The organism is Wolbachia endosymbiont of Oryzaephilus surinamensis, assembly GCF_025617515.1.
Taxonomy (GTDB): Bacteria; Pseudomonadota; Alphaproteobacteria; order Rickettsiales; family Anaplasmataceae; genus Wolbachia.
The window spans coordinates 786478-809278 of the sequence record NZ_CP092526.1 but is presented as its reverse complement, the minus strand read 5'-3'; the positions used below and the strand labels follow the sequence as shown (position 1 = coordinate 809278).

26 protein-coding genes are annotated in these 22801 nt (G+C 35.5%); 5 read left to right on the top strand and 21 right to left on the bottom strand.

Annotation, left to right across the window (positions count from 1 at the left end):
* Positions 1 to 47: 47 nt before the first annotated feature.
* The 21 genes from MJ631_RS03555 to MJ631_RS03455 all read right to left on the bottom strand — a co-directional run bounded on the left by MJ631_RS03555 (position 48) and on the right by MJ631_RS03455 (position 17209).
* Positions 48 to 509 carry an ankyrin repeat domain-containing protein gene (locus MJ631_RS03555; protein ID WP_262986671.1) on the bottom strand — a complete coding sequence of 154 codons (462 nt, stop codon included), beginning with the start codon at positions 507 to 509 and terminating at the stop codon, positions 48 to 50.
* 25 nt (positions 510 to 534) lie between these two features.
* Positions 535 to 1230, bottom strand: coding sequence for an ankyrin repeat domain-containing protein (locus tag MJ631_RS03550; RefSeq protein ID WP_019236389.1), 696 nt, complete (start codon positions 1228 to 1230; stop codon positions 535 to 537).
* Between the two features lie 168 nt (positions 1231 to 1398).
* Complete coding sequence (locus MJ631_RS03545; protein WP_262986670.1) at positions 1399 to 2553, bottom strand: phage tail protein; 1155 nt, start codon at positions 2551 to 2553, stop codon at positions 1399 to 1401.
* Positions 2553 to 3344, bottom strand: coding sequence for a baseplate assembly protein (locus tag MJ631_RS03540; RefSeq protein WP_019236392.1), 792 nt, complete (start codon positions 3342 to 3344; stop codon positions 2553 to 2555). Before MJ631_RS03540 ends, MJ631_RS03545 begins: the two co-directional genes overlap by 1 nt.
* 2 nt (positions 3345 to 3346) lie before the next feature.
* Positions 3347 to 3682 (bottom strand): GPW/gp25 family protein, encoded by a 336-nt coding sequence (locus MJ631_RS03535; protein ID WP_019236393.1) that lies wholly within the window; start codon positions 3680 to 3682, stop codon positions 3347 to 3349.
* Positions 3683 to 3684: 2 nt separating this feature from the next.
* A complete protein-coding gene (locus tag MJ631_RS03530; protein ID WP_019236394.1) occupies positions 3685 to 3939 on the bottom strand; it encodes a PAAR domain-containing protein in 255 nt (84 codons plus the stop codon).
* A gap of 8 nt (positions 3940 to 3947) precedes the next feature.
* Complete coding sequence (locus MJ631_RS03525; protein ID WP_019236395.1) at positions 3948 to 4412, bottom strand: phage baseplate assembly protein V; 465 nt, start codon at positions 4410 to 4412, stop codon at positions 3948 to 3950.
* The gene (locus tag MJ631_RS03520; RefSeq protein ID WP_015588266.1) at positions 4399 to 4881 is read right to left on the bottom strand and encodes a hypothetical protein; all 483 of its coding nucleotides are present in this window, start codon (positions 4879 to 4881) and stop codon (positions 4399 to 4401) included. The genes MJ631_RS03525 and MJ631_RS03520 overlap by 14 nt, the downstream gene beginning before the upstream one ends.
* Positions 4882 to 4890: 9 nt before the next feature.
* On the bottom strand, positions 4891 to 5379 hold the full coding sequence (locus MJ631_RS03515; RefSeq protein ID WP_019236396.1) for a phage tail protein: 489 nt from the start codon (positions 5377 to 5379) through the stop codon (positions 4891 to 4893).
* Positions 5380 to 5685, bottom strand: a complete 306-nt coding sequence (locus MJ631_RS03510; protein ID WP_019236397.1) for a head-tail joining protein — start codon at positions 5683 to 5685, stop codon at positions 5380 to 5382. It abuts the gene before it with no gap.
* Positions 5686 to 5768: 83 nt separating this feature from the next.
* Positions 5769 to 6773: a major capsid protein gene (locus tag MJ631_RS03505; protein ID WP_019236398.1), complete on the bottom strand. Its 1005-nt coding sequence runs from the start codon at positions 6771 to 6773 to the stop codon at positions 5769 to 5771.
* A 32-nt stretch (positions 6774 to 6805) separates the two neighbouring features.
* Positions 6806 to 7174, bottom strand: a complete 369-nt coding sequence (locus MJ631_RS03500) for a head decoration protein (RefSeq protein ID WP_047759659.1) — start codon at positions 7172 to 7174, stop codon at positions 6806 to 6808.
* Between the two features lie 15 nt (positions 7175 to 7189).
* Positions 7190 to 8209, bottom strand: a complete 1020-nt coding sequence (locus tag MJ631_RS03495) for an IS110 family RNA-guided transposase (protein ID WP_262986681.1) — start codon at positions 8207 to 8209, stop codon at positions 7190 to 7192.
* 320 nt (positions 8210 to 8529) lie between these two features.
* On the bottom strand, positions 8530 to 9564 hold the full coding sequence (locus MJ631_RS03490) for a S49 family peptidase (RefSeq protein WP_019236400.1): 1035 nt from the start codon (positions 9562 to 9564) through the stop codon (positions 8530 to 8532).
* The gene (locus tag MJ631_RS03485) at positions 9564 to 10970 is read right to left on the bottom strand and encodes a phage portal protein (RefSeq protein ID WP_141456763.1); all 1407 of its coding nucleotides are present in this window, start codon (positions 10968 to 10970) and stop codon (positions 9564 to 9566) included. Before MJ631_RS03485 ends, MJ631_RS03490 begins: the two co-directional genes overlap by 1 nt.
* Entirely contained in the window at positions 10971 to 11195 is a 225-nt protein-coding gene (locus MJ631_RS03480; RefSeq protein WP_019236402.1) for a gpW family head-tail joining protein, read from the bottom strand.
* Between the two features lie 13 nt (positions 11196 to 11208).
* Positions 11209 to 12552 (bottom strand): IS110 family RNA-guided transposase, encoded by a 1344-nt coding sequence (locus tag MJ631_RS03475; RefSeq protein WP_262986668.1) that lies wholly within the window; start codon positions 12550 to 12552, stop codon positions 11209 to 11211.
* A gap of 244 nt (positions 12553 to 12796) precedes the next feature.
* The gene (locus MJ631_RS03470) at positions 12797 to 14641 is read right to left on the bottom strand and encodes a phage terminase large subunit family protein (RefSeq protein ID WP_262986667.1); all 1845 of its coding nucleotides are present in this window, start codon (positions 14639 to 14641) and stop codon (positions 12797 to 12799) included.
* Positions 14638 to 16125: an ankyrin repeat domain-containing protein gene (locus MJ631_RS03465; protein WP_262986666.1), complete on the bottom strand. Its 1488-nt coding sequence runs from the start codon at positions 16123 to 16125 to the stop codon at positions 14638 to 14640. The genes MJ631_RS03470 and MJ631_RS03465 overlap by 4 nt, the downstream gene beginning before the upstream one ends.
* Positions 16126 to 16132: 7 nt before the next feature.
* Positions 16133 to 16603 carry a hypothetical protein gene (locus MJ631_RS03460; RefSeq protein WP_262986665.1) on the bottom strand — a complete coding sequence of 157 codons (471 nt, stop codon included), beginning with the start codon at positions 16601 to 16603 and terminating at the stop codon, positions 16133 to 16135.
* A gap of 135 nt (positions 16604 to 16738) precedes the next feature.
* A complete protein-coding gene (locus tag MJ631_RS03455; RefSeq protein ID WP_015587746.1) occupies positions 16739 to 17209 on the bottom strand; it encodes a hypothetical protein in 471 nt (156 codons plus the stop codon).
* Positions 17210 to 17851: 642 nt separating this feature from the next.
* Here MJ631_RS03455 and MJ631_RS03450 point away from each other — a divergent pair.
* The 5 genes from MJ631_RS03450 (at position 17852) to MJ631_RS03430 (ending at position 22797) form a co-directional block, all read left to right on the top strand.
* Positions 17852 to 18871, top strand: a complete 1020-nt coding sequence (locus MJ631_RS03450) for an IS110 family RNA-guided transposase (protein ID WP_214303242.1) — start codon at positions 17852 to 17854, stop codon at positions 18869 to 18871.
* A gap of 848 nt (positions 18872 to 19719) precedes the next feature.
* A complete protein-coding gene (locus MJ631_RS03445; protein WP_262986664.1) occupies positions 19720 to 20211 on the top strand; it encodes a sigma-70 family RNA polymerase sigma factor in 492 nt (163 codons plus the stop codon).
* Positions 20212 to 20264: 53 nt separating this feature from the next.
* Positions 20265 to 21062: an ATP-binding protein gene (locus MJ631_RS03440; protein ID WP_077188248.1), complete on the top strand. Its 798-nt coding sequence runs from the start codon at positions 20265 to 20267 to the stop codon at positions 21060 to 21062.
* 23 nt (positions 21063 to 21085) lie between these two features.
* Entirely contained in the window at positions 21086 to 21574 is a 489-nt protein-coding gene (locus tag MJ631_RS03435; protein ID WP_015587751.1) for a hypothetical protein, read from the top strand.
* Positions 21571 to 22797, top strand: coding sequence for an AAA family ATPase (locus MJ631_RS03430; RefSeq protein ID WP_262986663.1), 1227 nt, complete (start codon positions 21571 to 21573; stop codon positions 22795 to 22797). The genes MJ631_RS03435 and MJ631_RS03430 overlap by 4 nt, the downstream gene beginning before the upstream one ends.
* Positions 22798 to 22801: the final 4 nt, after the last annotated feature.

Genomic DNA, 22801 nt, shown 5'->3' with positions numbered 1-22801 from the left:
TCTAGCCCTTCCTTTGCCAACTGCTGTTGCGCTTTCTGATACGACTCTTATTTTTTTAACAAACTTTCCATTTTCTCTGTTTCCTTCTTTAATACCTCGGCTATTTCTTTGCTATTTTTTGCATAATCCATCGCTGTTATTCCAAATTTATCTGCTTGCTCTATTTCAGCCCCTGCTTTTACTAGCTCCTCCACTATTTCTTTTTCTCCTACCATACATGCAAGATGCAGCGGAGTGCATTTATTGCCATACTCTTCAGCATTTACATTCCCTCCTGATTTTATCAATTCTCTAACTGTTTCTAGACGCTTCTCCGTTATCGCTAGATGCAGTGCTGTATGTCCTCTTACATCTGCTGCATTCACATCTACTCCTTTTTCGATTAATAACCTCACTATTTTTACCTCTACTGCATAATGTAGAGCTGTTCTTCCTTTTTCGTCTCTTTCATAAATATTTTTAAACGAGTTCTCTAATAGTGACTCATCTTTTTTACCCAGCTTTACCATAACTTACCCCACCTTTTCTTTAAACCTAAGCCTTCCTTTTTACCACCTCATCTATCATTGCATTCACTTGGCTGATTATCTTGCTTGCTAAATTTTGACATTCTTTCTTTATTAGCGATTTGTCTCTCTTCCTTATTTCTCCTATCTCTATTATTTTTAGCTCCGGCATGTAGCTTCCATTCAACATGTCTGCTATTTCTCCCACTAGCCCCTCTATTCCATAGCACGTCAGTTCTCTACTTTTTGTTATTCCTCCTTTTTCTCTCAAAAATTTACTCGCCTTTTCACTCTCTTTGCTATCACATAGACGATACTTTTCACTTTCCCAGATGTAATACATTGGCGTTGCGCCGTACTTATTCAGTTGATTAACTTCAGCTCCTGCTTTTACTAGCTCTTTTATTATTTCAACTCCTGCTCCTTTGCACGCAGAGTGGAGTGGCGTACATCCAGTGACATATTGAGTGGCATTTACTTCTGCTCCTTCTCTTAGCAGCACTTTTACATTTTCTAAACTTTTTGCGAATACTGCACAGTGCAGAGGTGTATAACCATTTTTATCTCTTGCATTAACCTCTGCCCCTTTTTTTATTAATAACCTCACTGTTGTGTAATCGGAGATTTCTACTGCTTGGTGCAATATCGTCTCTCCTTCTTCATTTCTTTTATTAATATCGTTACTTGATACTTCTTTAAAAAACTTACTCTTGCTAAAACTCATTTCATACCTCACAAAATTAGCTTTTCTAGCGTCAGATAAATTTCTTATATTTACCTGCTGCTATTCAAGTCATGTCTATTTTAGCATAAGAAAGCAAGTCTTTTTCTTTTTATTTCATACACTTTTACCTATTATTAATATAATATATGAGGATCTAAATATAAATGCTTAGCTTATTAGAGATATTACTTGACTACTTTTCCAACTTCTGTGCAAATGTCGATGTTCGTGCCACTTCAGTACTCCTGGATAAAATACTAAAATGTAATTTTCTAATTCGTGTATTGAATCTTTTTGCTCTAAATCGTTTTTATAGTAAATGTTGTGTTCTGCTAAAACATATTTTCTGACCTTCTGATCTGTATAATTTTCTACTTTATAGTTGTGAGTAACGCTAAATCTTTCTAAAATTGGCTTGTGTTTTAAATTCCAATATTGCCCTGAAAGTTTATCGCTTCCCAATACAAATTTATTTCCTCTTTCTTCTACGCTACTAACTGGAAAGCACGTATTTATGTCTCCTAAATCCCAACTGTCTGATAATACTATCTGCGCTTTTGCAAATTTAATCGATGGTAATAAACTCTGTGGTAATGGATATAGTGCTTTTAAGTTGTACCACAAATGATTTCTTTCATAAATACCGTTATAATTCTTTGTGTGAGGCTCGGTTTCTCCAAGGATTGCTACATCTAGGCGATATATATCATTGCTTAAAGCTCGTTCATAATGATCGCGTAGATAGTTTTCTATAATCCTAATAACTGGACCACTAGACCTGAAAAAATTTACTCTTCCAAATGATAACACTGGTCCATCTTTTTCTATTTTTACCCCTGAATAATCAGAAAGAAGATCTCCAAATAAACTCTCATCCAATATAAATCTCTGCGCATTATAATAATCGTTAAAAATCCTCATCAATCTGGATCTTACAGGCAGTGATAGTTTTGCCAGCTCTACTACTGCATCTACGAAGAAGTCATTTGGAACATCTTTTATCCCTACTTGCAACTCAAAAAAATGTTTACCAGGTGGTTCTTCGATAATTTTAATATCTTCTATATTTGCCCATTTTAGTGCTATTTTTAGTGATGCTGGAGTTCCTCTCAGTCTTTGAAATTTTACTCCTTCTATTACGGCTTTTCTTCTATCTTTTACCCAACGCAGTATCTCTTCTAAACCATATTCCTCAATCAACCACGGCAATGTTTCTTCTTCTAATCTAAATTTAAACCCTCTTATACAGCTTGGATCAACCTTATAATCTGTTGCATCAACCAATGCTTGCTCTTGCTTTGTTGCGTTTGGTGGCAGTAACATTAATTCAACTCAATCTTTAAATTTCTCAAATTTGCACACTCGTTACCTAGCACCATAACATCCTCTCTTGGCTCGATTAATTCCACATTTTCTACACCCTCTACAAATAGATTTGCTATTATCCATGATCTTGTAACATTCCATCCCAGTCTTCTATTTGCTTCAAACTTCTTAATAAACTGCTTCTTGATTTCTTCCTCTGATATTACAGGATTTATGCTCATTCTGCTGTGAATATCTATTTCCGTAATATTGCAACCAATTACTGTTATCGTATCTGTTAAAACACTTATATCATCCCTAGTAACCTGCTTTTTTACAATTTCTAGTAGCTCTTCTAACACTATGCCAGTTGTGGATAATTCTGTTGATAAGATTGAAATTTGTACTTTCCCTGGTATAGGTGATTCTACTAGCGCATCCTTTACTCTTCTATCTGCCGAAAGTGCATGATAACGATAATTTCCTCCTGTTGACCACCCCTTTATTTTTGCTTTGATTCTTTTTCTAAATCGTTCATCATCTTCTTCTTTTTCTCTCTCTACTCCATAAAATTCAGCCAAATTATCAAGATCTTCTCCTGTCGCAAATTTAAATAAATTACTTTTTATTGCTTCGTTTATTCTTTCTCTGAGCAGAAGTTCTCGCCATGCTGCTACCTCCAGAATCTTTATTGCTGGATCGGATTCTACTAACGCTGAAAAGGTTTCATCTCTACGGACCAATTCTTCCTTCATTCTCGAAAAGATTTCCTCATAGCTTAGTTTTTCAATAATATTAGATGTCTGCATTTCTAAACAACTACTCCACTAATACCTATGAATTTGCCTTCTGAAAGATACATACCTTCAAGTACAAGAGTCATTTTTCCTTCTTTAGCTTCAGCAATCTTTACTTTTTCTAACTTAAATCTCTTCTCAAATTTCCCCAGTGCTTCTGCTGTTGCTGCATAGATTTCCAAAGTTAAATCTCTATTTATTGGCTTATCCACCAATTCAAATAATCTTGAGCCATAATCTCTTCTCATAATTCTACTACCTTTCGGAGTAGTCAAAATATCAACTATTGATTGCTTCAAGTGCTCTATTCCTTTTAATTCTTTCCCTCTTTTAGCATCCATTCCTTTCATTTTTAGCCTGCAAACACGGTTTCACTGCCTTTTATTACTTTAAATCCACATGAAACTATATCTTCTACTCTTCCTATACCAAGACCATTTGCAAACACTGTTTTTGATCCTTCGGTTAATACTCTTCCTTCTGTAAAATTATCTCCTTTACGGCAAACTGGCTTACCATTCACAAAAACATTATTACTGCCGCTAATGCAAAAATGTGGTGTTGCTTCTGCACAATAATCTCCTACTCGCACAACTGATTTATTCATTTTTCCAATTAATTAAGTTCTATTTTATCTGCTTTCAGTTTTATTTCACTCTTTGTCATCTCTATACTCGATCCTCCAGCTTTCAATGTTATTTTGTCTACTACTTCAATCTCTAAATGATGCTTCTCTTTATCATATAACAATCTTGTTCCATCCTGAAACTTCACACTATTTATTTCTTTTTTATTCTCTGGTGCAGAGTATTTTTCCTGATATATTCCTCCTAATACCACTCCTAATGATAGTTCACCAAGAGGAGAAAATACCATTACTTGTTCATCGATATCTGGAGGAGACCAATCTCTATCTTTTCCTGCTTTGCTTGTTATCCATGGCAGATAATCTGTTACAATATCTCCTATTTTCACTCTTACTTTTGCTTTTTCATAATCTATTTCTTTTACAATTCCTATACGAATAACGTTTGCTAGCTTCCTATTCAGCTCTGAAATCGCAAAACTATGATCCAACATTTATATTTCCTACGTTTATTGTATGTGGTTTAATTTTCCCCTCTTCCCATACTGATTTACCTAAATGAAGCTGATGACTCCAATCAACCATCCACACTAAATATGCATCGAGCTCTGGCCTAAATCCGTCAATTTCCGCAGAGATAAATTCTCCTGGTGAAACATTTTCCACATTCCAAGTATTTTTATTTACTACTCTCGCAACCTCAGCAGCTAATGTTCTAACAACTACCGAGGAATCCTCTACTGTTCCATCAACTACAATCCTCGCCTCAAACCTGGCTTTCAATGCTAATTCATCAGTACCTGCATCTTTACCTGGTTCTAAACTTGTTAGTTCTACAAACACCGCTGGCGCTACTAATTCTTTCCTTATTGCTGGATAAATTTCACATGTCTGTATAGCCAGTATTTCTTCCTTCAGTGTGCTGCAAATTGCTTTATGTAAATCTTTCCAGAACTTTGTCATGCATATAATTTAACTCATGTAATGTATAAAATATTTTTCAAATACCTTTTCAACTTCATAATTAACAAGATTCCCTATTATCCTTGAAGCCTCAGGTTCGAGTGGCAACTTAACTTCCTTTATTGGCAATGCTGCCCTTCCTTCACGTTTAAACATACCGCTATTTCCTTTTGGCATAACTGCTGCAAATCCTCCTATAAACTCATGCTTTCCTACTTTCGATCCTCTTCTTGTTTTTTGTATTTTGCCAATTGTCGATGCTCTAATGTCGTAGAGATTTGCTCTAATTAACACTTCTAATCTGCTTGTTTTTGCTTTAAAAATTCTTAATCTCTTTCTTATCAAACTTAATTTTATTCTCTTTTCCTCACTAATTTCCTTAGCTGCTTTTGATTTTAGCCATATTGCTGTTTTGTTTAATGCACTCACCGTCACTTTTTCCACTTTTTTCCTTTCAGCATCTATACTTTGTATAATACTACCGGTGTTAATACGCATTTATACTCCTGACGCTCGAATTTTCCATACCATTCCTGAATTATCTTGCAGCGGTGGAGAATATACTTTATATTTACGGTCACCTATAACAAAAATATCTCCTACAATTGGCTGCAGTACATCAAACGCACTTATTTCCAACACTAAAGTTTCTCCTACAAATTGCCCTTCACCAATCTCGTATAATTTATCTGGCTCTTGCTTTAACACCTGTACCATATATGACTTATCCTTTGATTTATATAAAGCCACTTCTCCTAAATGGGCAAAACAATCTTTAAATAATCTCTTAATATTCTCTTGCACGTTTCTCCTCTATATACTAACATTTATATGCTAAGAAGAGGTAAAGCATTCTTCTGCCTCACACCGCTTTATATTTGCTCTACCTATGCTGCAACGATCTTGACCAAAACGGCCGGGCGGTGGCACATTGGTAGAGGATTTGACTGCGTATGTAAATCGGTCCCTCTATCAAATCTTCTTGGCTCTTGTTTTGCATAGAGTGGCTGTCCGAGAGTATTCACCGTCTCATTAAAGTCTGCTGGTGCAAAATATGTTGTAAACGTGCTTGCTGTTCCTAGTGGAAAACAGTGCCCTGTATCTTTCTCAATAAATCTTCTAACCGTTCCTTCAGGGTCAGTTGCTTGCCCTCTATATTCCTCAAACGTTATGCCACAAAATGTAAACCCTGACCTCATATCATTTCGAAGTGCTGCTCCTTCTTGCCATCTTTCATATGCTTCTTTTACTTTTGCATGAGAAGTTAGTGCATCAAAAAACTCAGGGCTTACCAAGGCATGAATTCCAGTCATATATTCACCACTTAGGTTATCTTCTATATGCCGCAATACTTCCAGACACTTACGTTTTACATCAGTTGTTGCTGTTCCAAGGGCAAAATTTACTACTTTTGGTGTTATTTCAAATTCGTTGTACAGATTTAATAATTCTGACCCATCAGCATCTAAAATTATTCCCTTCAGCGCTCCCATTCGCAAATGCTCTAATGTTATTGCATGTTTGTTTCTCATTAGCTGTAAATGGTCAGTTATTACGTCTGCTAGCGCTTTAAGTTCACTTTCTGATCCAAATGCCCTTATTCCCTGTACTTCCTCTGGTAACACTACATCATCATGCGGAATATGTGGAATCGTAAATGTTCTTACCTTTCTTTTTCCTCTTTTTCCTACTGTTGCTGGCGCCCCTGGTACTTGCGTTGGTAATAAACTTAATACTCCGTTGTGTTCTTCTATGGTAATATGTCTAAATCTTACTGACCTACTTGGAAACAAATTTAGATTTTCAACTCGTCCATAATTTATCGGCAATATATTTATCGCATTTGTTAGTGCCGTCATGCTAAATGCTGTATTTGTAAATGGATTTTGCATTTTTTCTCTCCTTTTTTTCCTATTAATTTCAGTTAAATTCCCTTGCGGACAATGATCCCTCGTGCTTCAAGTTGCTTTATTGCTGCAGCTTTCTGCTCTTCAGTGATATTTGCTGGCCACACAACCGCATGATCTGCTAGTATTGCACAACGAGTAATAATTACTGCTTTAGCATTTTCTGTCGCATTTACATCACTTACTACTGCACCTATCGCTGTTTGTGTACCATCTGTGGCAGTTGGATTTATTATCTTAACCATGCTATCTTTATCGAGAGCCACTACTGTACCAAGCTTTAGGTTCTGCCCTTTTGCTACTGTTATCTGATCTCTTGAATATAGACTTGATGCCTCATACTTTAATAAGTCACCCAGATTATTTTGTTCGCTTATACAACTCATAAATTTCTCCTATGATTATTGTCCAGTAAAAATTTCAAATTTTGTAAAATCTTTAAAAACCCAGTTATTTTTAAGAGTGTAGAAAATAGTTATAAGAAATTTCCTAGCAGTAGCAGTTATAGCCTTAGCAGAACCACGCTTCTTTTTTATATGTTCATAAAAGCTTTTCAAGTAAGGACTGTAACGTACAGCAATCCAAGTACATTGAACTAAAGAAGTACGCGCTATTTTTGACCCTCGTTTGGTAATTCTTCCAATTGTACATTGCTGATTAGATTGAGAAACTCTTGGCACAACTCCAAAATATGCAGTAAGTTTCTCAGGTCTACGGAAATCATTAATGTCTCCAATTGTTACAATAAAAACAGCTGCAGAAATTGGACCTATTCCCTTTATGCTGATAAGATTGCTGAACCCAGGAAGTTGTTTAGCGAAAGCTATAATTTCCTTTTCAAGCTTTTTAAGGCTTTCTCGGATAGCTTCTAAATGATAGCTAATCACTTCAATTTCAACTTTTTCTAAAGTATCCCAATTATGCTTTTGAGTAGCACGTTCAAATCCTACTTTAGTTGTAAGTACTTCTTTTTTAATTTTTATTCCATGGTAATTAAAAAGACCATGAACTTTATTGATTAAAGATACCCGTGACTTTACTAACTGATCTCTCATTTGAAGAAGAGAAGCTAACTGCTGGCATTGTTTGTTTTTGCACCTTGCCTCAGGCAACATATCTTTGCTGAGAAAGAAAGCAATAGCTCGTGCATCATGCTTATCTGTTTTGTTCACAGAGCGACGAACAACTTCAAACTGCCCAGGAGCAATTATTACTATGCGTTTAACGTAAGGTGAAACTGCATCATAAAAGAAACAGCTGTTACCTGTTGCTTCTATGGCTACTTCATCTGTTTCTTGAAGATCTTTGGTGAAATTATCCAAGTCTTTTAAGCGAAACGTTTGAATATGCTCAGGTTTCCCTTCCTGTAAGTAACAAACAGTAAAACTATTGGTATGTAAATCAACTCCAATGTGACGCATATTTTTTCCTCCAATTGCATATTTCAATATATCAGAGTAGAATATTGCCGGTTGTTCCAAACTCCTATACGAGGTCATCACATTTTGTGAGCCTCACGATGATTTTCGGTGGCAGGGGCAGTTAATCTCCCCTACGAAGTCTTCTTTCTACTCCCTGAGCAGAAAGTTGCTTCAGAAAAATATCCAACCTGCCACCTATCCACTCTGAGAAGTCATTATCTTCTCTTGCTTCCAACCAAGCAATACTTATTCATACCATCTCTCCTTAACTGCTTACCGCCGCTTTTATCAATGCTATATACGGCGGTTATAAAAATACTTTAACTCCTACGACTTTTCGCTACCTGCATCATCAATTCTTCTCCTGAATTCTGTGGTATTGCACTCAGTATCTCTGTCTTCTTTGTTCTCTCTGCAAGTAATTCCATTAAAACTTCCCTAGCTTGCTCAACACTTACACTTTGCTCAATAAATTCTCCTATCTTTTCTGGCATCTTCGATAAATTACATAAACGTATTAATTCAAGAACTTCAGTACGATACTTGGTTAAATTATCAGTTTCTAGGTCATTTGTAGTTTGTTCATTCATAGTAATACTCCTGTTTTTATTAATAGATGAAAGAATTGTCATTCCGTCTGCAAGGCCTATTTCTACTGCTTTCTCCCCAAAATATAGCCCTGCCTCTGTTGATCGAATCTTTTCAATTGAAAGACCTCTGTTCCTTGCTATTAGCTGCAAAAACATTTCATATAGTCGGTCTACTTCTTTTTGTAAGCTTCCCAGACTTTCAGACGTCATTGGCTCATGTGGGTTTAAATCATTCTTTCGACTACCAGCAAAGATTGTGGTGTACTTAACACCTTGCTTTTCATCAAATCTACTTTGATCTATATGACTTGCTATTACTCCAATACTGCCAACACCAGAAGTTCTGCTCACAAATACCTTCTCAGCGCTTGAAGCTATAGCATATGCAGCAGAGTATGCATCATCATTTGCTATCGCTATTATCCTCTTTTTTGCTCTTGATTCATAAATAAAGTCAGCTAGGTCAAATATACCGTTTACCTCTCCTCCGGGGCTATCTATTTCCAGCATAATTGTCTCTATGCTACTATCTGCTAATGCTTGTTTGATTTGTTCTTCTATTTGCTCATATGATGTCATCCCGAGCATTTCATCAAACGCACCTGGTTTTTTAGTCAAGATTCCATGTATTGCTATAATTGCAGTTCTTTCTACGTTACTTTTGATGGAGTGCTTTATGTTTTTAAACGTGGGATGTTTTTGATTGTTTAATGACAATAGCTCAAAACTCCTTGGTTCAAGCATTAATGGTTTTCCTAAGAGCATCATAATCCTTTACAATCAGAGTCAAACATTAAGTTGAGACTATTTGCACGTTTTTGATCTTCTGCTATTTCTTGATCTATTTCTTCAACATCGTAACCCATTTCTGATACTACTTCCGATCGACTCTTAAATCCATTCCTTACTGCCATTTGCTGCGATTGTTGGTCTTTCAGTGGATCCACCCAATCAAATCCCTGTGGTATCCATTTTACTTCTTCTTTCGCTGCTTTTACTACTTTTTCATCTATACTCAGTTCTCCACAAAACACTGCTAATTCTAGCCATCTATTCCAAATAGGTCTACAAAACTGGAACACTATCACGTTATGCTGTAACATTGCGCACCTTCTGCGAAACTCTATCAACCCTGCCCGAATGGATGAATAATTAACGCTTGTTAAATCTCCTGTTAGCTGCTCATATGTTATTCCTGTACCTATTGCTATTGCCCTCAGTTGCTGTCTCATAAACGCTTCATAACTTCCTCCAACATCTGATGGCTCTGAAAATTTTATGTCCTCTCCTGGGTCTAAAAGCTGCATTGTTCCAGGTTCCAGGCCAGATAGTGCTACTCCTTGCTCACTTGCTTCACCTTCTCCCATGATATTTGCTTCTGGATCAAGTCTCGTAATAAATCCCGCAAACATTGCTGCAGTCTTTTTTCGTACTAATTCTGCATCATCATATTGATCAAGTTCATAGAGCTTTAGCAGTATACTCGAAAGCCATGGCTCTCCTCTAATTTGCCCAGGTCTTAGTGGTCTATAAATATGTAAAACATCATTTGCTGGTACTCTTACTGATTCTCCAAATGAGCCTTCGCCTGGATGTTCTCTAAATAAGTAATATGCTTCTCTTTGCCCAAGCTTGTTAAACTCAATCCCGTTTCTTATTACATTACCATTTGCTAAAGTTTGATTTGTTTTATTGTCTAAATGTTCAGACTCAAGTACTTGCAGTTGTAGTGGTACAGAAAATCTATCTTCCAGCTTTCTCGTTCTTAAACGTACAAAACATTCTCCTCCCTCTATCATACTTCTGCATACTAGAGCTTGTAATCCATAAAAATCACTTACTCCACTACTGTCTGCTTCATCTGTCCATCTTAGCCATAATTCTTGCACCTTCTTTCGAAATTCTCCATCTCTTGCTTTTGATTGTGGTTTTATTCCTGTTCCAATAGAGTTACTTACTATCGTATCAATTATATTTGCAGCGTAAGGATTTTTTCTCACCATATCACGTGATCTACTACGTAAAGTTTCAAGGCTTTGAGACAGCAAATTGTTTATACTTCCTAACTCTGGTTGAAAGTGAAAAAATCTTCTTCCTGAGCCTGCTGCATCCCAGGCTGAACTTTTGATTTTTGGCTTGTTGAATAATTGTTTGAAGGTTTTTAGTAGCATTTATAAAATTCCTTTACTCGTTGAAAAAATAATTTTCCTCTTTGGCTCCACTCCAGCAATCTTTAGCTCAGCTTTAATTCGTTGTCTTAAGTTTAGTAAATCATTTATATCTACTTCTGCATATCTTACCACATGATCACCATATGCAATTGATACTACTCGCTCTCCGTTTTGCAGCTTCTTTATCGCTTCTTCGACTTGAATTAAATAATCTTCGTTATACATTTATTACTTGCTTCTAAGAAACTTCCCCTATCAGCTCATCTTTTTTTATCAGGATATAACCAAATTCATTGGCTTTTTTACCCAGATTCTTTACTACTCTTTCCTTATATAACTTTTCATAATAATCCATTCCTTTTTCTACATATTCTTGTCCACATTTCAGCATTTGATAAAAAATACATGCTAATTTTCTTGCTGTAGCAGTTATTGCTTTTGGTGCTCCCAATCGATTTTTCAATCTTCTACAGTACGCACCTAATGCACTTTTACTGTGCAACATAGAATAACCAGCAAGTCGAAAAGCATTTGCAGCACGGTTAATTACTTTACGAGTTCCACTTCTAATCACTCTTTCTCCTGTAATCCTATTAAATGGACATAATCCCAACCAAGAAGTAAAATGTTTTTCTGATGGCCATTTATTAGCATTAAGACCAACTTCTGAGAGGATGGTCTGTATATTTGATGTATTAAGCCCTGGAACTTTGGTGAAATCCATGCCAGTTATTCGATACAATTCTTCGTGTGCAGCAAAGTTTGGTTTGTTTCCTGCAGACCTCTTTACTTTACTGCATTGCTTATTTTCATTTGATCTTGTTTCAAGTGTTTTATAATAGTTTTCCATACTTTTATCACATTCTTTTATTTGCTCTTGAAAAAAAGTATATGCTTCGTATTCTTGCTTTAATGTAAACAAATGCTCTTCTCTATAGTCACCTGTTAGTGCTTTTGCTATGGTTGATCTGTCATTTTTTATTCGTCTATCACTCAATTCAGCCAATCTATTAGAGTTTCTTTCACCCGCAATTATTGCTTTAATGATTCGCATACCAGTTACACCTGTAATATCACTAATAACCTTGTGTAATTGAATGTTCATTTGAATTAATGCTTTTTGCATACGTTGAGTGTGTACAGCTGCACTTTTTATCAGGTTGTCATGTTGTCTATTATAACCACGTAGTACACAAATTTGGTTATCAGGCCTAAATGATCCTTGAAGTAACCCATAGCTATGTAATTGCTGTAACCACTGGCAATCTTGAACGTCTGATTTTCTTCCAGGTACATTTTTTACATGTCGTGCATTTACCAGTTTAACTTCGAATCCATATGATTCAAGTATTTGAAACAAAGGAATCCAATATACTCCTGTTGATTCCATGGCTATCGTTCTAACTTCACACTTTTTCAACCACTTTGCTAGGTTATGAAGATCTACTGTAAAGCACCCAAATTTTTGAACGCGTTGTTTATCTCTCCCTTCTGGTACGCATGCATAATGTACAGATGAACCAATATCAATCCCTGCTGCATTAGGATTCACTACTTCTAATTTACTTTTTGCTTTTGCCATATAAAATCCCTTATATATACCTTACAATGAAGAAGTGCTTTAGCTTGGGGCGGTTATATTACACAATCTTCTAAACGAGGTAGCTAAGAAGCTCCATCAATGGTTTGACCGTCCCTTCCAAAATCATACTGATCCACGGGCATTTATTGCACCATTGCGAACTCGATTATAACTGCAGAAGCACTTCTTCATAAAATTATATCCAAAAATTACTGCAATGTGCATTAGGACGTTTCTTTCTGGTTTAACAGATTTTGTCTGTTCCGGTGCTGATCCATTTGCTTTTGACTATTTTCTTTGATTTTTTACTTTCCGGTTTTTCACTTAAACTATTCCATTTACTCTCTGGCCATCTGTCTATTCCCAGTGCTATCGATGCTGCTCTTGCATAAATTCGGCAATCTAGTACTTCATTTCTTTCTCTTACCTTTTGCCACTCTTGTTTGGTATATCCTTTTACTACTTTGCTGACTAATTGCTCTGCCGTTAGTTGCTTAAAATACTCAGGTGCATACTCGGGAAAATGACAATACCCTGGCGGTGTTTCTTCACCTTCTTTTAAAATATTAAGTAATTGAAAAAGCTCTGACTTTAATATCGATACTCCGACTGGCCAGAGCTTTATTCCTCTTTTCAGCTTTTGCCCTCCAACTGTTATATCTACTCTACTTGGGCTGCTCAGCGGCACTAGTGCTTTATTTACACCTTTCACTGCCATTACTCTTCCAGACCCTTGATGACTTCTCACCCAGTTGTAAACTTCCTGCGTTGCATACCCTGCATCAACCGCCATCATACTTATCATATATTCAAGCCCATTTTCACCAATAAAATGATGATTGAGGAGCTCCGAAAGCTTTTTCCATACTTCTCTACTTCCTGTATCTCCTTCAAATACTCGGTAGTCTATTGACCAACTTTCACGACTTTTTCCCCATGCTACAACTTCCACCTCTAGACGATCTTTTTGGACATCTACTCCTGCAGTAAGTACCACTTCTCTCCTTGGTACTGTGCCAATCTGAAAAAATTCTCTCCTGTTAAATAATTGCTTCCAATCAGGTACTTCTCCTTTATCTACCCAGGTTTCTCCAAGCGTTGTGTTGATCCAAACTTTCAGTAATTGTTCACTTTCCTTTGCATGCAGAAAATCCTCTACTGCTTGTTGCCAACTATACCACCCAACTGGGCTATAAAGACTTGAAAGGTGAAATCCTATTACTTTGCTATTGTGTACTTGATTTGTAGCTCTCCATTCTCCACGTTCAAGCATCTCTGTCTTTTGATGATTTTCTATCTTTTCACCACATTCTATACATATATAGTGTGCTGTACTTGGATTTTTATCTTCCCATTTTATTTGTGACCATTTTAGAACTTGATAGTAATTACAATACGGACAGGGAACAAAAAAATATCTCTTATCTGTTGCTTCAAATTCTTTCTCAATTCTGCTTATTCCATGAATCGTTGGTGTCGATACTAAAAAAATCTTTCGCCTTGCAAATGTATTAGTTCGAGCAATACTGAGCAGTACTGGATCTCCTTCTCCTCCTGAATCTCCTGGGTAGGCATCTATTTCATCAAGAAAGAGATATTTTACTGGCATAGATCTCAGTCCTACACTACTATTCGCTCCAGTTATTACTACTATTCCACCTGGAAACTCCTTACTTTGTACAGTATTCCCTGAATCTCTTGACCTTGGGTCTTTTACTTTACTTTTTAAACATGGTGTACTCTCTATTAACGGTGCAAATCTTCCCTTCGACCAACGTTTTCCCATTTCAACTGTTGGCTGTACTACCAGCATTGGACCTGGTGTTTGATCGATGATATAGCCAATCCAATTGTTGCCAGCTTCTGTTCCCCCAATCTGCGCTCCTTTCATGAATACTACTTTTTCTGCAGGTGAAGATGGTGATAGTGAATCCATTATTTCTTTTAAATAAGGAGTTCTTTCTGTTCTCCATTTACCTGGCTCTGATGCTGCAGTTGGCGCTAAAACTCGATACTCATTCGCCCACTCTGATACTTTAAGCTGGGGATCTGGCCTTAAACCTTCAGAAAAAGATGTAGCGTATATCATTGTCTGCATCTACTCATAACTGGTTCTATCTCGACATCATTAACAATAGAACTACACTCATCCAATTCCATAAACATCTTTTTCTGAAATTCCTTTTCTATATATCTTTTGCTCATCTCACTTATCATTATTGCTATAACAAGCGCAAATACCCCTGTTATTGTTGCAAAAATGATTGCACTGCTTATTGTTGTTGTTATCAACCCTATATATACTGCTACTGCTATTGCGCTGACTGTAGTATAGATGCAGATAATATTATTATGTTTTTTCGTCCTTTTATCTGCTATTTCTCTCTGTGCTATATATTTATTATGAAGGGTTGGAAAATTAACAACGGTATCTCTGCAGAGCAAAGACCCATTTTTTTCAGTAAACAAAACTTTAAGTAACTCTAAATTGTTTGATTTAATTGCTAAATGTAAAACAGGTGTATAATTTGCTCCTTTTTTCAGCAATAACTTTACTACATGTAAATGCCCTTTTTCCGCAGCAAGGTAAACCGGTGATAAACCTTTATTATTTACAATATCAATATCGATTTCTTCTCTTAAAATTGCATCTACAATCTCAATTTCTCCTCTTTGTGCAGCTAAATGGAGTAGACTATTCTTTTCAGAACCGTATTTATTACTCATCAAAGCCTTCTTTATCTCAGGTTTAGCGTAATCAAATGGTGTTTTACCGCTATCGTCTTTTACCAGAGGGTCTATATCTTCTCGCGTTAGTAAAACTTCTATTGTTTTTAGTCTTTCAGCATAATGTAGTGGTGTTTTATTTTCGTAGTCTTGCAAATTTACTTGAGCATTAGGCTCCTTTATTAAGGATTTGAGGATATCAAGACATAAGTCTCTTTCATCGTAATTAGCATTACTTACAGCTATATGCACAGGTGACAATTTCATTGAGTTTTGTCCCATGCGTGCACTATTCACATCTGCTCCAAGCTTCAGCAGTAACTTTACTATCTCCAACTTTTTATTATTAACTGCATAGTGCATTGGTGTCTGATTTCGTGCATCAAAGACATCTATTTCAGCATTTCCTTCTCTTACTAAAATCTTTACAACTTCTACATGTCCAATACCAGCTGCCAAATGTAATGGCGTATGATGCAGAGCATTTCGTATATTAACGTCAATACCTTTTCCTATCAAATATCTAACTGCATTAACTTCACCTATCATTGCAGCTAAATGAAGTAAGCTATCTTCCTCAGAGCCATATTTATTATTGACTAATGCCTCTAATATCCTTGTCTTTTCACCTTCTTTTGCATAATCTAAAGAGGTTTTGCCTTCATTGTCTTCAACAAAAGGATTAATATTCTTCTTTGTTAGTAACAAATCCACCATGCTTAATTCGTCAAATTCTATAGCGCAATGTAGTGGTGTCTTGCCATTTAATCCTCTAACATTAACATCTAATCCTGGTTGATTGATTAGACACTTTATTAACTCTAAACTTAGCCATTTTGTATTCAAAATCTTTTTATATTTTAAATTTAGCGTTAGATAATTCTTGTAATGAGTTTGTAATCTCTTCAGTTAGCGCCATATGAATCTTTTCAGTGTCACTCAGTGATGCAAGCAGTGCTGAAACTCTATTTGGAATATTAAGCAAATTATTACGTACAACTCTTGCTATGTTAAATGCTTCAGTTTTTACCTCTTCAATTGACACAAATTTGCCTATTTCAGCTTTCACTTTAGCTTCCAAAAGTTTACCACGTTCGGTTTCATTTTTTATTCGCGTTTTTAGCAATATCGTTGAAAGTGTTTCTCCGCGCTCTTTTCTCCTCAGTGGTTGACTTGGATCTCTTATTGCTGCTACCGCTTCATTTGCTTGTTCTCGGTCAATAAGTCCATCTTCCAGCTCAACTATTCCTTTTTTTACTAAAGAACAGACATATTGCCTCGAAAACCCTTTTTCCCTTGCCCATTCTGCTTGCGTAATTCTCACCTTTTTTTTCTCCTTATTTTAGCACTGCTCAGCTATAATTTCGTAAGTAGTTAACATTTGAAATATGTCTAACGCTAAAGAAGGCCCGAGGTCAGGACCACCAAACCCTCCAGCTTGGCCAAAAGGACCCACTTTTTATGATATTTCCAACGTATTAAAATCTTTACTAAAATTCATAACATAGAACATTAATGCTAAAGAATCTGCTTCATTATCATCTGTTGGACAAAAACCCTTTTCCTGCACTGCTTCAATTACATCAGCTTTACTTGCATTGCCCTTGCCAGTTATAAAACGTTTAATAGTCTTAACCGAAACACCTTGATAGGGAATATTACTTTCTTCACACCAAGCAGAAAGGTGTGCTAAAAACCCTCCATAGATATGTGCAGCATCAGTTCCCAAGTGTCTTCTCACTTCTTCAAAGTATACAACTTCAATGCCTGGAAATTTATACTTAAGTGAATTAAGCCAATTACGAAAATTTAAAAACTGCATTCCACCACCACTAAACCTGCTAACATGAAAACTCTTACTTCCACTTTGCACTATTCCATCATTTAAAATAGTCCAGCCGGTTTGTTTGCCAAGATCTAGGGTGAGCATTTCCTTTCAATTGCCGAGTACATATATATACAAGATTTGAAAAAATTACGTCCAAAAAATCTTTAATTTTCGAAATTTAACAACTAACATAAAAACTCTTTTACAGCCAGTTTGTTTACCAAGCCTTTCAATTGTTGTGTACATATATATACAAGATTTGAAAAATTTTCGTCCAAAAAATCTTCAAATTTTTAGGAATTTTTTTTTATAATTCTTGAATTTGAAGACCTTTCAAACGGGTTTCTCTACTTTTAGAGGTTTTTATTATTCTACTCTTATATTTTATATGTTTTTATATATGTGTATATTTTTATATATGTATTATATATATATATTATATATAAGGGTTTCAGGAAGCTAGAATCCTCCATATTGGCGGACTTCAGATATGCCGTTCCTAGGAACGGTTTTAGGAACGCATGGTGAAAACCCGCCATACAGGCTAGTTCTAGATTCCTGATTCCTAATTCCTGATTTAGGAAGCCAGTAATTAGGAATGGAACTTAAGGTTATAGAGAGCATACATACTGTAATTGCTATTGAATGATGGAGAGACATACTCCATTATTTTAGCACGAAGTAACAAATTCAATGAATTAGTTCTTCAAGAATAATTTAAACTTTTACAGTAGGAGTAGTCTCATGAAACATTATAGCGGGTTAGATGTCTCACTCAAAGAAACTTTTATTAGTATCATTGATGAGAAAGGAAAAATTGTTAAAGAAGGGGTTGTTGCAAGTGAAAGCAGTGCAATAGCTGAGTTTCTGCTTGGTCAAAACAAAAAATACGAGTCCATAGGAATAGAAAGCGGGCAATTATCAATATCGATGTGCAAAGAGTTGAGGAATCTTGGATTACCAGTAACTTGTGTAGATGCAAGGCATATGGCAGCAGCATTATCTGCGAGAATCAATAAGAATGATAAAAATGATGCAAGAGGCATAGCACAAATGATGAGAGTTGGGCTATTTAAGGAGGTATTAGTAAAATCAGACGAAGCTTGTCAGGTTAAAATAATACTTGGAAGCAGAAGACAATTAATACGTTGCAGAGAGCAAATTGCGGGAACAATAAGGGGATTACTGAAAATATACGGGATAAAAGTTAATCAACGTCTTAGTTCTGCAAACTTTGCTTTAAAAGTGCAAGAAATGGTTAATAATCTAGATGAAATTAGCCAAACCTCAATTGAATCATTAGTACATAGTTTAGAAATAATAGAAGAATCAATAAGAAAACTTGATAAAATGCTCTCAGAACAAAGCAAAAAAGATGAGGATTGTAAATTATTAACTACTGTTCCAGGAGTTGGTATTATAGTAGCAATGACATATAAAGCTGCAATAGATGATCTGCATAGGTTTGAAACATCTTATACAGTTGGAGCCTATATGGGATTAAGTCCAAGACAGTACGCTTCTGGTGAGATTGATCGACACGGAAGTATATCAAAAATGGGACCAGTGGACTGTAGGAATATGTTATATGAAGCCGCGCAGGTCTTACTGGTAAAATGTAAAAGGACATTTAAATTAAGAAGCTGGGGATTGAAGCTTAAAAAGAAAAAGGGCATGAAAAAAGCAATTGTTGCAGTAGCAAGAAAATTAGCCGTGATTATGCATAAGATGCTAATCGATAGAAAAGAGTTTTGCTATCAATAAACACTAAAGAAGTATAAAACAATAATTTTACTGAAAGTAAAGATAGCAATGCCGATGGAAGGGATAAGCAAGAGGATAAGTTGAAGCATAGACTTCGTGGCGTACATGTTGCCGTCCACTTCCGCCTAACAAGTATAGTGCGGCTTGGCTACAATATGAATTAGCCATATTAGACCGCGGAGAGAACAATGGAAGCATGCTACTTTTAACTTATGTAAAATCATTAAGACTATAGAGGAAAAGAATGATACCTTAGTTTTTATAAGCTTAATGAATATGTGGATAAATACTTTAAGTTTGTGTGGACGTATTTATCCACATATTCATTGGCTACATAGTTTAAAAGAGATTAATTGGAAATTAGTGTTGATGTTTTTATTGCCAATAAAACCTCTTTTGATTGAATAAGATAATACAATAATAAATAAAAGGTTGTATTAGAGCTGAATTTTACATCAAAAAATATTTTTCATGATACAAAAAATTATTGTTGACTTTTATGCAATTAGAGAACTTTTCCTCTTAAAAATTTAAGCTATTCTTTTAATAGCGAAATCCACATTTTTAGCTCTTTAGGTGATATTGAATTTCAAAATATGAAATTCTTATATATTTTTAATATAACTTTAGGAAGCCTGAGCTACCCATTCTTTGAAATCCATTCAAAATAGGTTCCAAAAACCTGAATTGTATTATTTTAAATTGCACCGGTATTATTCTCAAAAAAAAATAACAGAATATCAATAGATTAAAAATCGCATCAGTATTATTTATTTTTGCTCCTGTCCTACATAAGGGCATTAATAACTCCCATCCTTAAAAGCATCAATTTGTTTTTAAGGAAAGTTATGAAATTACAAAACTACCATATAGTTATTAAAAATGTAAAATATCAAGCTTATAGACTAAAACTTGCTAAGTGCTTTATTGATGAGAATCTCGAAGACCTTGAGCAAGAACTCTTCTGTGAAATTTGGCCATGTCTTGATCAGTATGATGAAGATAAAAGTAGCTTTAACACTTTTGTAGCAAGACTAACTGAAAATAAAGCTATTAACTTGCTAAAGAAACAGCGATGTGCAAAACGCGATATCAATAACTATATTAGTATCGATGTAACAGAGCTACTTGAGGGTGAAATAACAAAACGCATTGATGTAGACTATATGATCTCGGTTTTACCAAAGGAATGGAAAAATATATGTGAGCAACTTAAATTTTTCAACTTACATGAAGTTGCCAAAATGAACAACGTTTCAAGAACCACTTTAAACAATATTATCAAGAAGATACGTGCCAAACTTTCTCCTATTTACTACGAAGGCAAAAAGAAAAATTGAACAAAATTTTTGCCTTTCTTGTATATATATATACATCGTAGCATGGATAAATAATGGTTCTTAAAATTTTGAATAATAATGAAAGATTGCAAACAATATCAACTGTAAAAATGGTCATCTTTGGTCCTTATGGTATTGGTAAAACAAGTCTCCTAAAGACCGTAGATGAACCAACACTTTGCCTTGATTTTGAAGCAGGGCTTCTTGCTGTTCAAGATTGGCAAGGAGATTCAATTAGTCTTCGCACTTGGAATGAAGCTAGAGATATTGCTTGTCTTATAGGGGGGCCTAATCCTGCGCTGAAGTATGATCAAGCATATAGCCAAAGACACCATGAACATGTATCTGGTAAGTACAAAGATCTTTTCCCTGAGTTTTCTAAATACCGATGCATCTTTGTAGATAGTATAACCGTTGCTTCACGTTTATGTCTATTATGGGCAAAAATGCAACCTGAGGCTTTTTCTGAGAGATCGGGAAAACAGGACATGAGAGCTGCATATGGATTACTTGCTCAGGAAATGATGGCTTGGCTCAATCAATTTCAACACATCAGAGACAAAGACATCATCATAGTTGGCACTTTAGGTCAATATCTCGATGATTTCAATCGTCCAATTTGGCTACCTCAATGCGAAGGGACTAAAACTGCTAGTGAGATTCCTGGAATAGTTGATGAAGTAATCAGTATGGTTGGAATCAAGAGAGATGATGGAACGGAGAAACGCTCTTTTGTTTGCCACACTTTAAACCCTTGGGGATACCCAGCTAAAGACCGCAGTGGACGCCTGAGTATGGTTGAAGAACCGCATTTAGGCAAGCTGCTTACAAAGATTAAAAGCAAGTTTTAAAATTTAAACATGGAGAGTGATATATGTTACAAAACCTATTAACTGATTTTAACACTGTAAAACCGCAAAGTAGATTGATACCAAAAGGTACAATAGTAAAGGTAAAAATGACAATCAAGCCTGGAGGTTATGAGCATTGGTTTACTAAAAGCCCCACTACCGGTAGCATTTATTTAAATACAGAATTTACCGTTATTGAAGGCCCATACGCAAAGCACAAAATTTATCAAATAATTGGTATTAAAAGTAGTAAAGCAGAAGATACTTGGGGAGAAATGGGTCGCTCTATGCTTCGCAGTATCTTGGAATCGGCACGTGACATTCATCCACATGATAACTCAGAAAATGCAATCCTTGCTCGTAAGTTAAATTCAGTTGCAGAATTAAATGGCTTAGAGTTTACAGTAAAGGTAGGTGTTATAACTGATGAATATGGAGAGAAGAACAAAATTGCCTCGGTAGTTACTCCAGAATACCGCAAAAATTATGAAATTGACAGAGTACCATTTTGAAGTACGACGAGGAAAAGCTTTGGTCTGCTGTCGTTACTAGAGGTATTCAGGACGCAGTAGGAAAAAACCCAAAGCTAAGAGAAGAAGCAATTAATTGGCTGAATTCAAAATCTTTTGAAACTGTTTGTGAGCTAGCTAATCTCAACTTTACACGTATGAAAAATATGTATGGGAATTTTATGTCTAAAAAGCAAAAAGAGTTAAAGATGTTATTGATTGATAATATCAAGGAGTGTGTTTCTTACCTACTTCCAAATGGTGAGTTTTACCGAGAAAAAACTTATATTGGAGACTTAAATGGAAATACAATTACAGTTAAAATAGTAGGTAAGGAAGCTGGTGATTGGCGTAATTTTACTGAAGGAACTGGTGGTGATATTATTGATCTTTGGATTTTAATTAAGGGTGATATATATTCTGCTAGAAAGTGGCTCAATAAAAAATCAAAGAGTGGAGAAAAAAAAGGGCGGAAAAGAGAAGAAAAAATATTTTCTGTAAAGCAGTACTTAAGTGATCAATCACCAATACCAGAAGATATAATAGCTCCACGAATTCTCACTCCAGGTGGTCTTTTAGTCATTGGTGGTACGCCAAAGGTTGGCAAAAGTTATTTTCTTCTCTCTTTGCTTGCACATCTTGCAGCAGGAGTGTCGTTTCTTAAGATGAAGTCAGCAAGGCCACTAAAAATAATCTATCTGCAAAATGAGATGGAGTACAATTATATCAGGGAACGCATACAACAAATCATAACTAATCAAAGGCTGCCAAATCTAGCAGAGGAAAACTTGATTGTTACTACAAAGATGAGATTAACTTTAAATGATGAAGGTATAGAGAGAATAAAAGATATAATAGGAGAAAAATTTAAAACGATAGATCTTATCGTTTTGGATTCTCTTGACTATGAAAATATGTTTTCTGGCCTGCAAAGCAGAGTAGAAAAACTACGTTCTGTAATTAATCCTATGGCTGGAATCATTATTACACGTCATACCAGAAAAGTATCCACAGCTACACTCGCAAAAAGTCCTTTTCAAGCTTTAATTGGTGCTAATGCTTTAAGAAGTTTTTATACGTCTGGTATTGTAATGTTTCAACCAAGTAAACGTACAAATGTCTTGCAAGTAGTATATGAGCTAAGAAACGGTAAATCAATACCAGCAAAATTCATTAGCAGAGTAAATGGGCGTTGGCAGAATTCTAAAGTTATAGCTACGGCTTAATTTG

Excerpts from the sequence above, each read along its gene's own strand:
- MJ631_RS03495 (WP_262986681.1), bottom strand. The coding sequence starts at position 8,209 with ATGCGTCACATTGGAGTTGATTTACATACCAATAGTTTTACTGTTTGT.
- MJ631_RS03540 (WP_019236392.1), bottom strand. The coding sequence starts at position 3,344 with ATGCAGACATCTAATATTATTGAAAAACTAAGCTATGAGGAAATCTTT.
- MJ631_RS03440 (WP_077188248.1), top strand. The coding sequence starts at position 20,265 with ATGGTTCTTAAAATTTTGAATAATAATGAAAGATTGCAAACAATATCA.
- MJ631_RS03520 (WP_015588266.1), bottom strand. The coding sequence starts at position 4,881 with ATGACAAAGTTCTGGAAAGATTTACATAAAGCAATTTGCAGCACACTG.
- MJ631_RS03555 (WP_262986671.1), bottom strand. The coding sequence starts at position 509 with ATGGTAAAGCTGGGTAAAAAAGATGAGTCACTATTAGAGAACTCGTTT.
- MJ631_RS03515 (WP_019236396.1), bottom strand. The coding sequence starts at position 5,379 with ATGCGTATTAACACCGGTAGTATTATACAAAGTATAGATGCTGAAAGG.
- MJ631_RS03500 (WP_047759659.1), bottom strand. The coding sequence starts at position 7,174 with ATGAGTTGTATAAGCGAACAAAATAATCTGGGTGACTTATTAAAGTAT.
- MJ631_RS03490 (WP_019236400.1), bottom strand. The coding sequence starts at position 9,564 with ATGCTCTTAGGAAAACCATTAATGCTTGAACCAAGGAGTTTTGAGCTA.
- MJ631_RS03455 (WP_015587746.1), bottom strand. The coding sequence starts at position 17,209 with ATGCTCACCCTAGATCTTGGCAAACAAACCGGCTGGACTATTTTAAAT.
- MJ631_RS03550 (WP_019236389.1), bottom strand. The coding sequence starts at position 1,230 with ATGAGTTTTAGCAAGAGTAAGTTTTTTAAAGAAGTATCAAGTAACGAT.
- MJ631_RS03505 (WP_019236398.1), bottom strand. The coding sequence starts at position 6,773 with ATGCAAAATCCATTTACAAATACAGCATTTAGCATGACGGCACTAACA.
- MJ631_RS03530 (WP_019236394.1), bottom strand. The coding sequence starts at position 3,939 with ATGAATAAATCAGTTGTGCGAGTAGGAGATTATTGTGCAGAAGCAACA.
- MJ631_RS03485 (WP_141456763.1), bottom strand. The coding sequence starts at position 10,970 with ATGCTACTAAAAACCTTCAAACAATTATTCAACAAGCCAAAAATCAAA.
- MJ631_RS03470 (WP_262986667.1), bottom strand. The coding sequence starts at position 14,641 with ATGATATACGCTACATCTTTTTCTGAAGGTTTAAGGCCAGATCCCCAG.
- MJ631_RS03435 (WP_015587751.1), top strand. The coding sequence starts at position 21,086 with ATGTTACAAAACCTATTAACTGATTTTAACACTGTAAAACCGCAAAGT.
- MJ631_RS03450 (WP_214303242.1), top strand. The coding sequence starts at position 17,852 with ATGAAACATTATAGCGGGTTAGATGTCTCACTCAAAGAAACTTTTATT.
- MJ631_RS03525 (WP_019236395.1), bottom strand. The coding sequence starts at position 4,412 with ATGTTGGATCATAGTTTTGCGATTTCAGAGCTGAATAGGAAGCTAGCA.
- MJ631_RS03480 (WP_019236402.1), bottom strand. The coding sequence starts at position 11,195 with ATGTATAACGAAGATTATTTAATTCAAGTCGAAGAAGCGATAAAGAAG.
- MJ631_RS03445 (WP_262986664.1), top strand. The coding sequence starts at position 19,720 with ATGAAATTACAAAACTACCATATAGTTATTAAAAATGTAAAATATCAA.
- MJ631_RS03545 (WP_262986670.1), bottom strand. The coding sequence starts at position 2,553 with ATGTTACTGCCACCAAACGCAACAAAGCAAGAGCAAGCATTGGTTGAT.
- MJ631_RS03475 (WP_262986668.1), bottom strand. The coding sequence starts at position 12,552 with ATGGCAAAAGCAAAAAGTAAATTAGAAGTAGTGAATCCTAATGCAGCA.
- MJ631_RS03535 (WP_019236393.1), bottom strand. The coding sequence starts at position 3,682 with ATGAAAGGAATGGATGCTAAAAGAGGGAAAGAATTAAAAGGAATAGAG.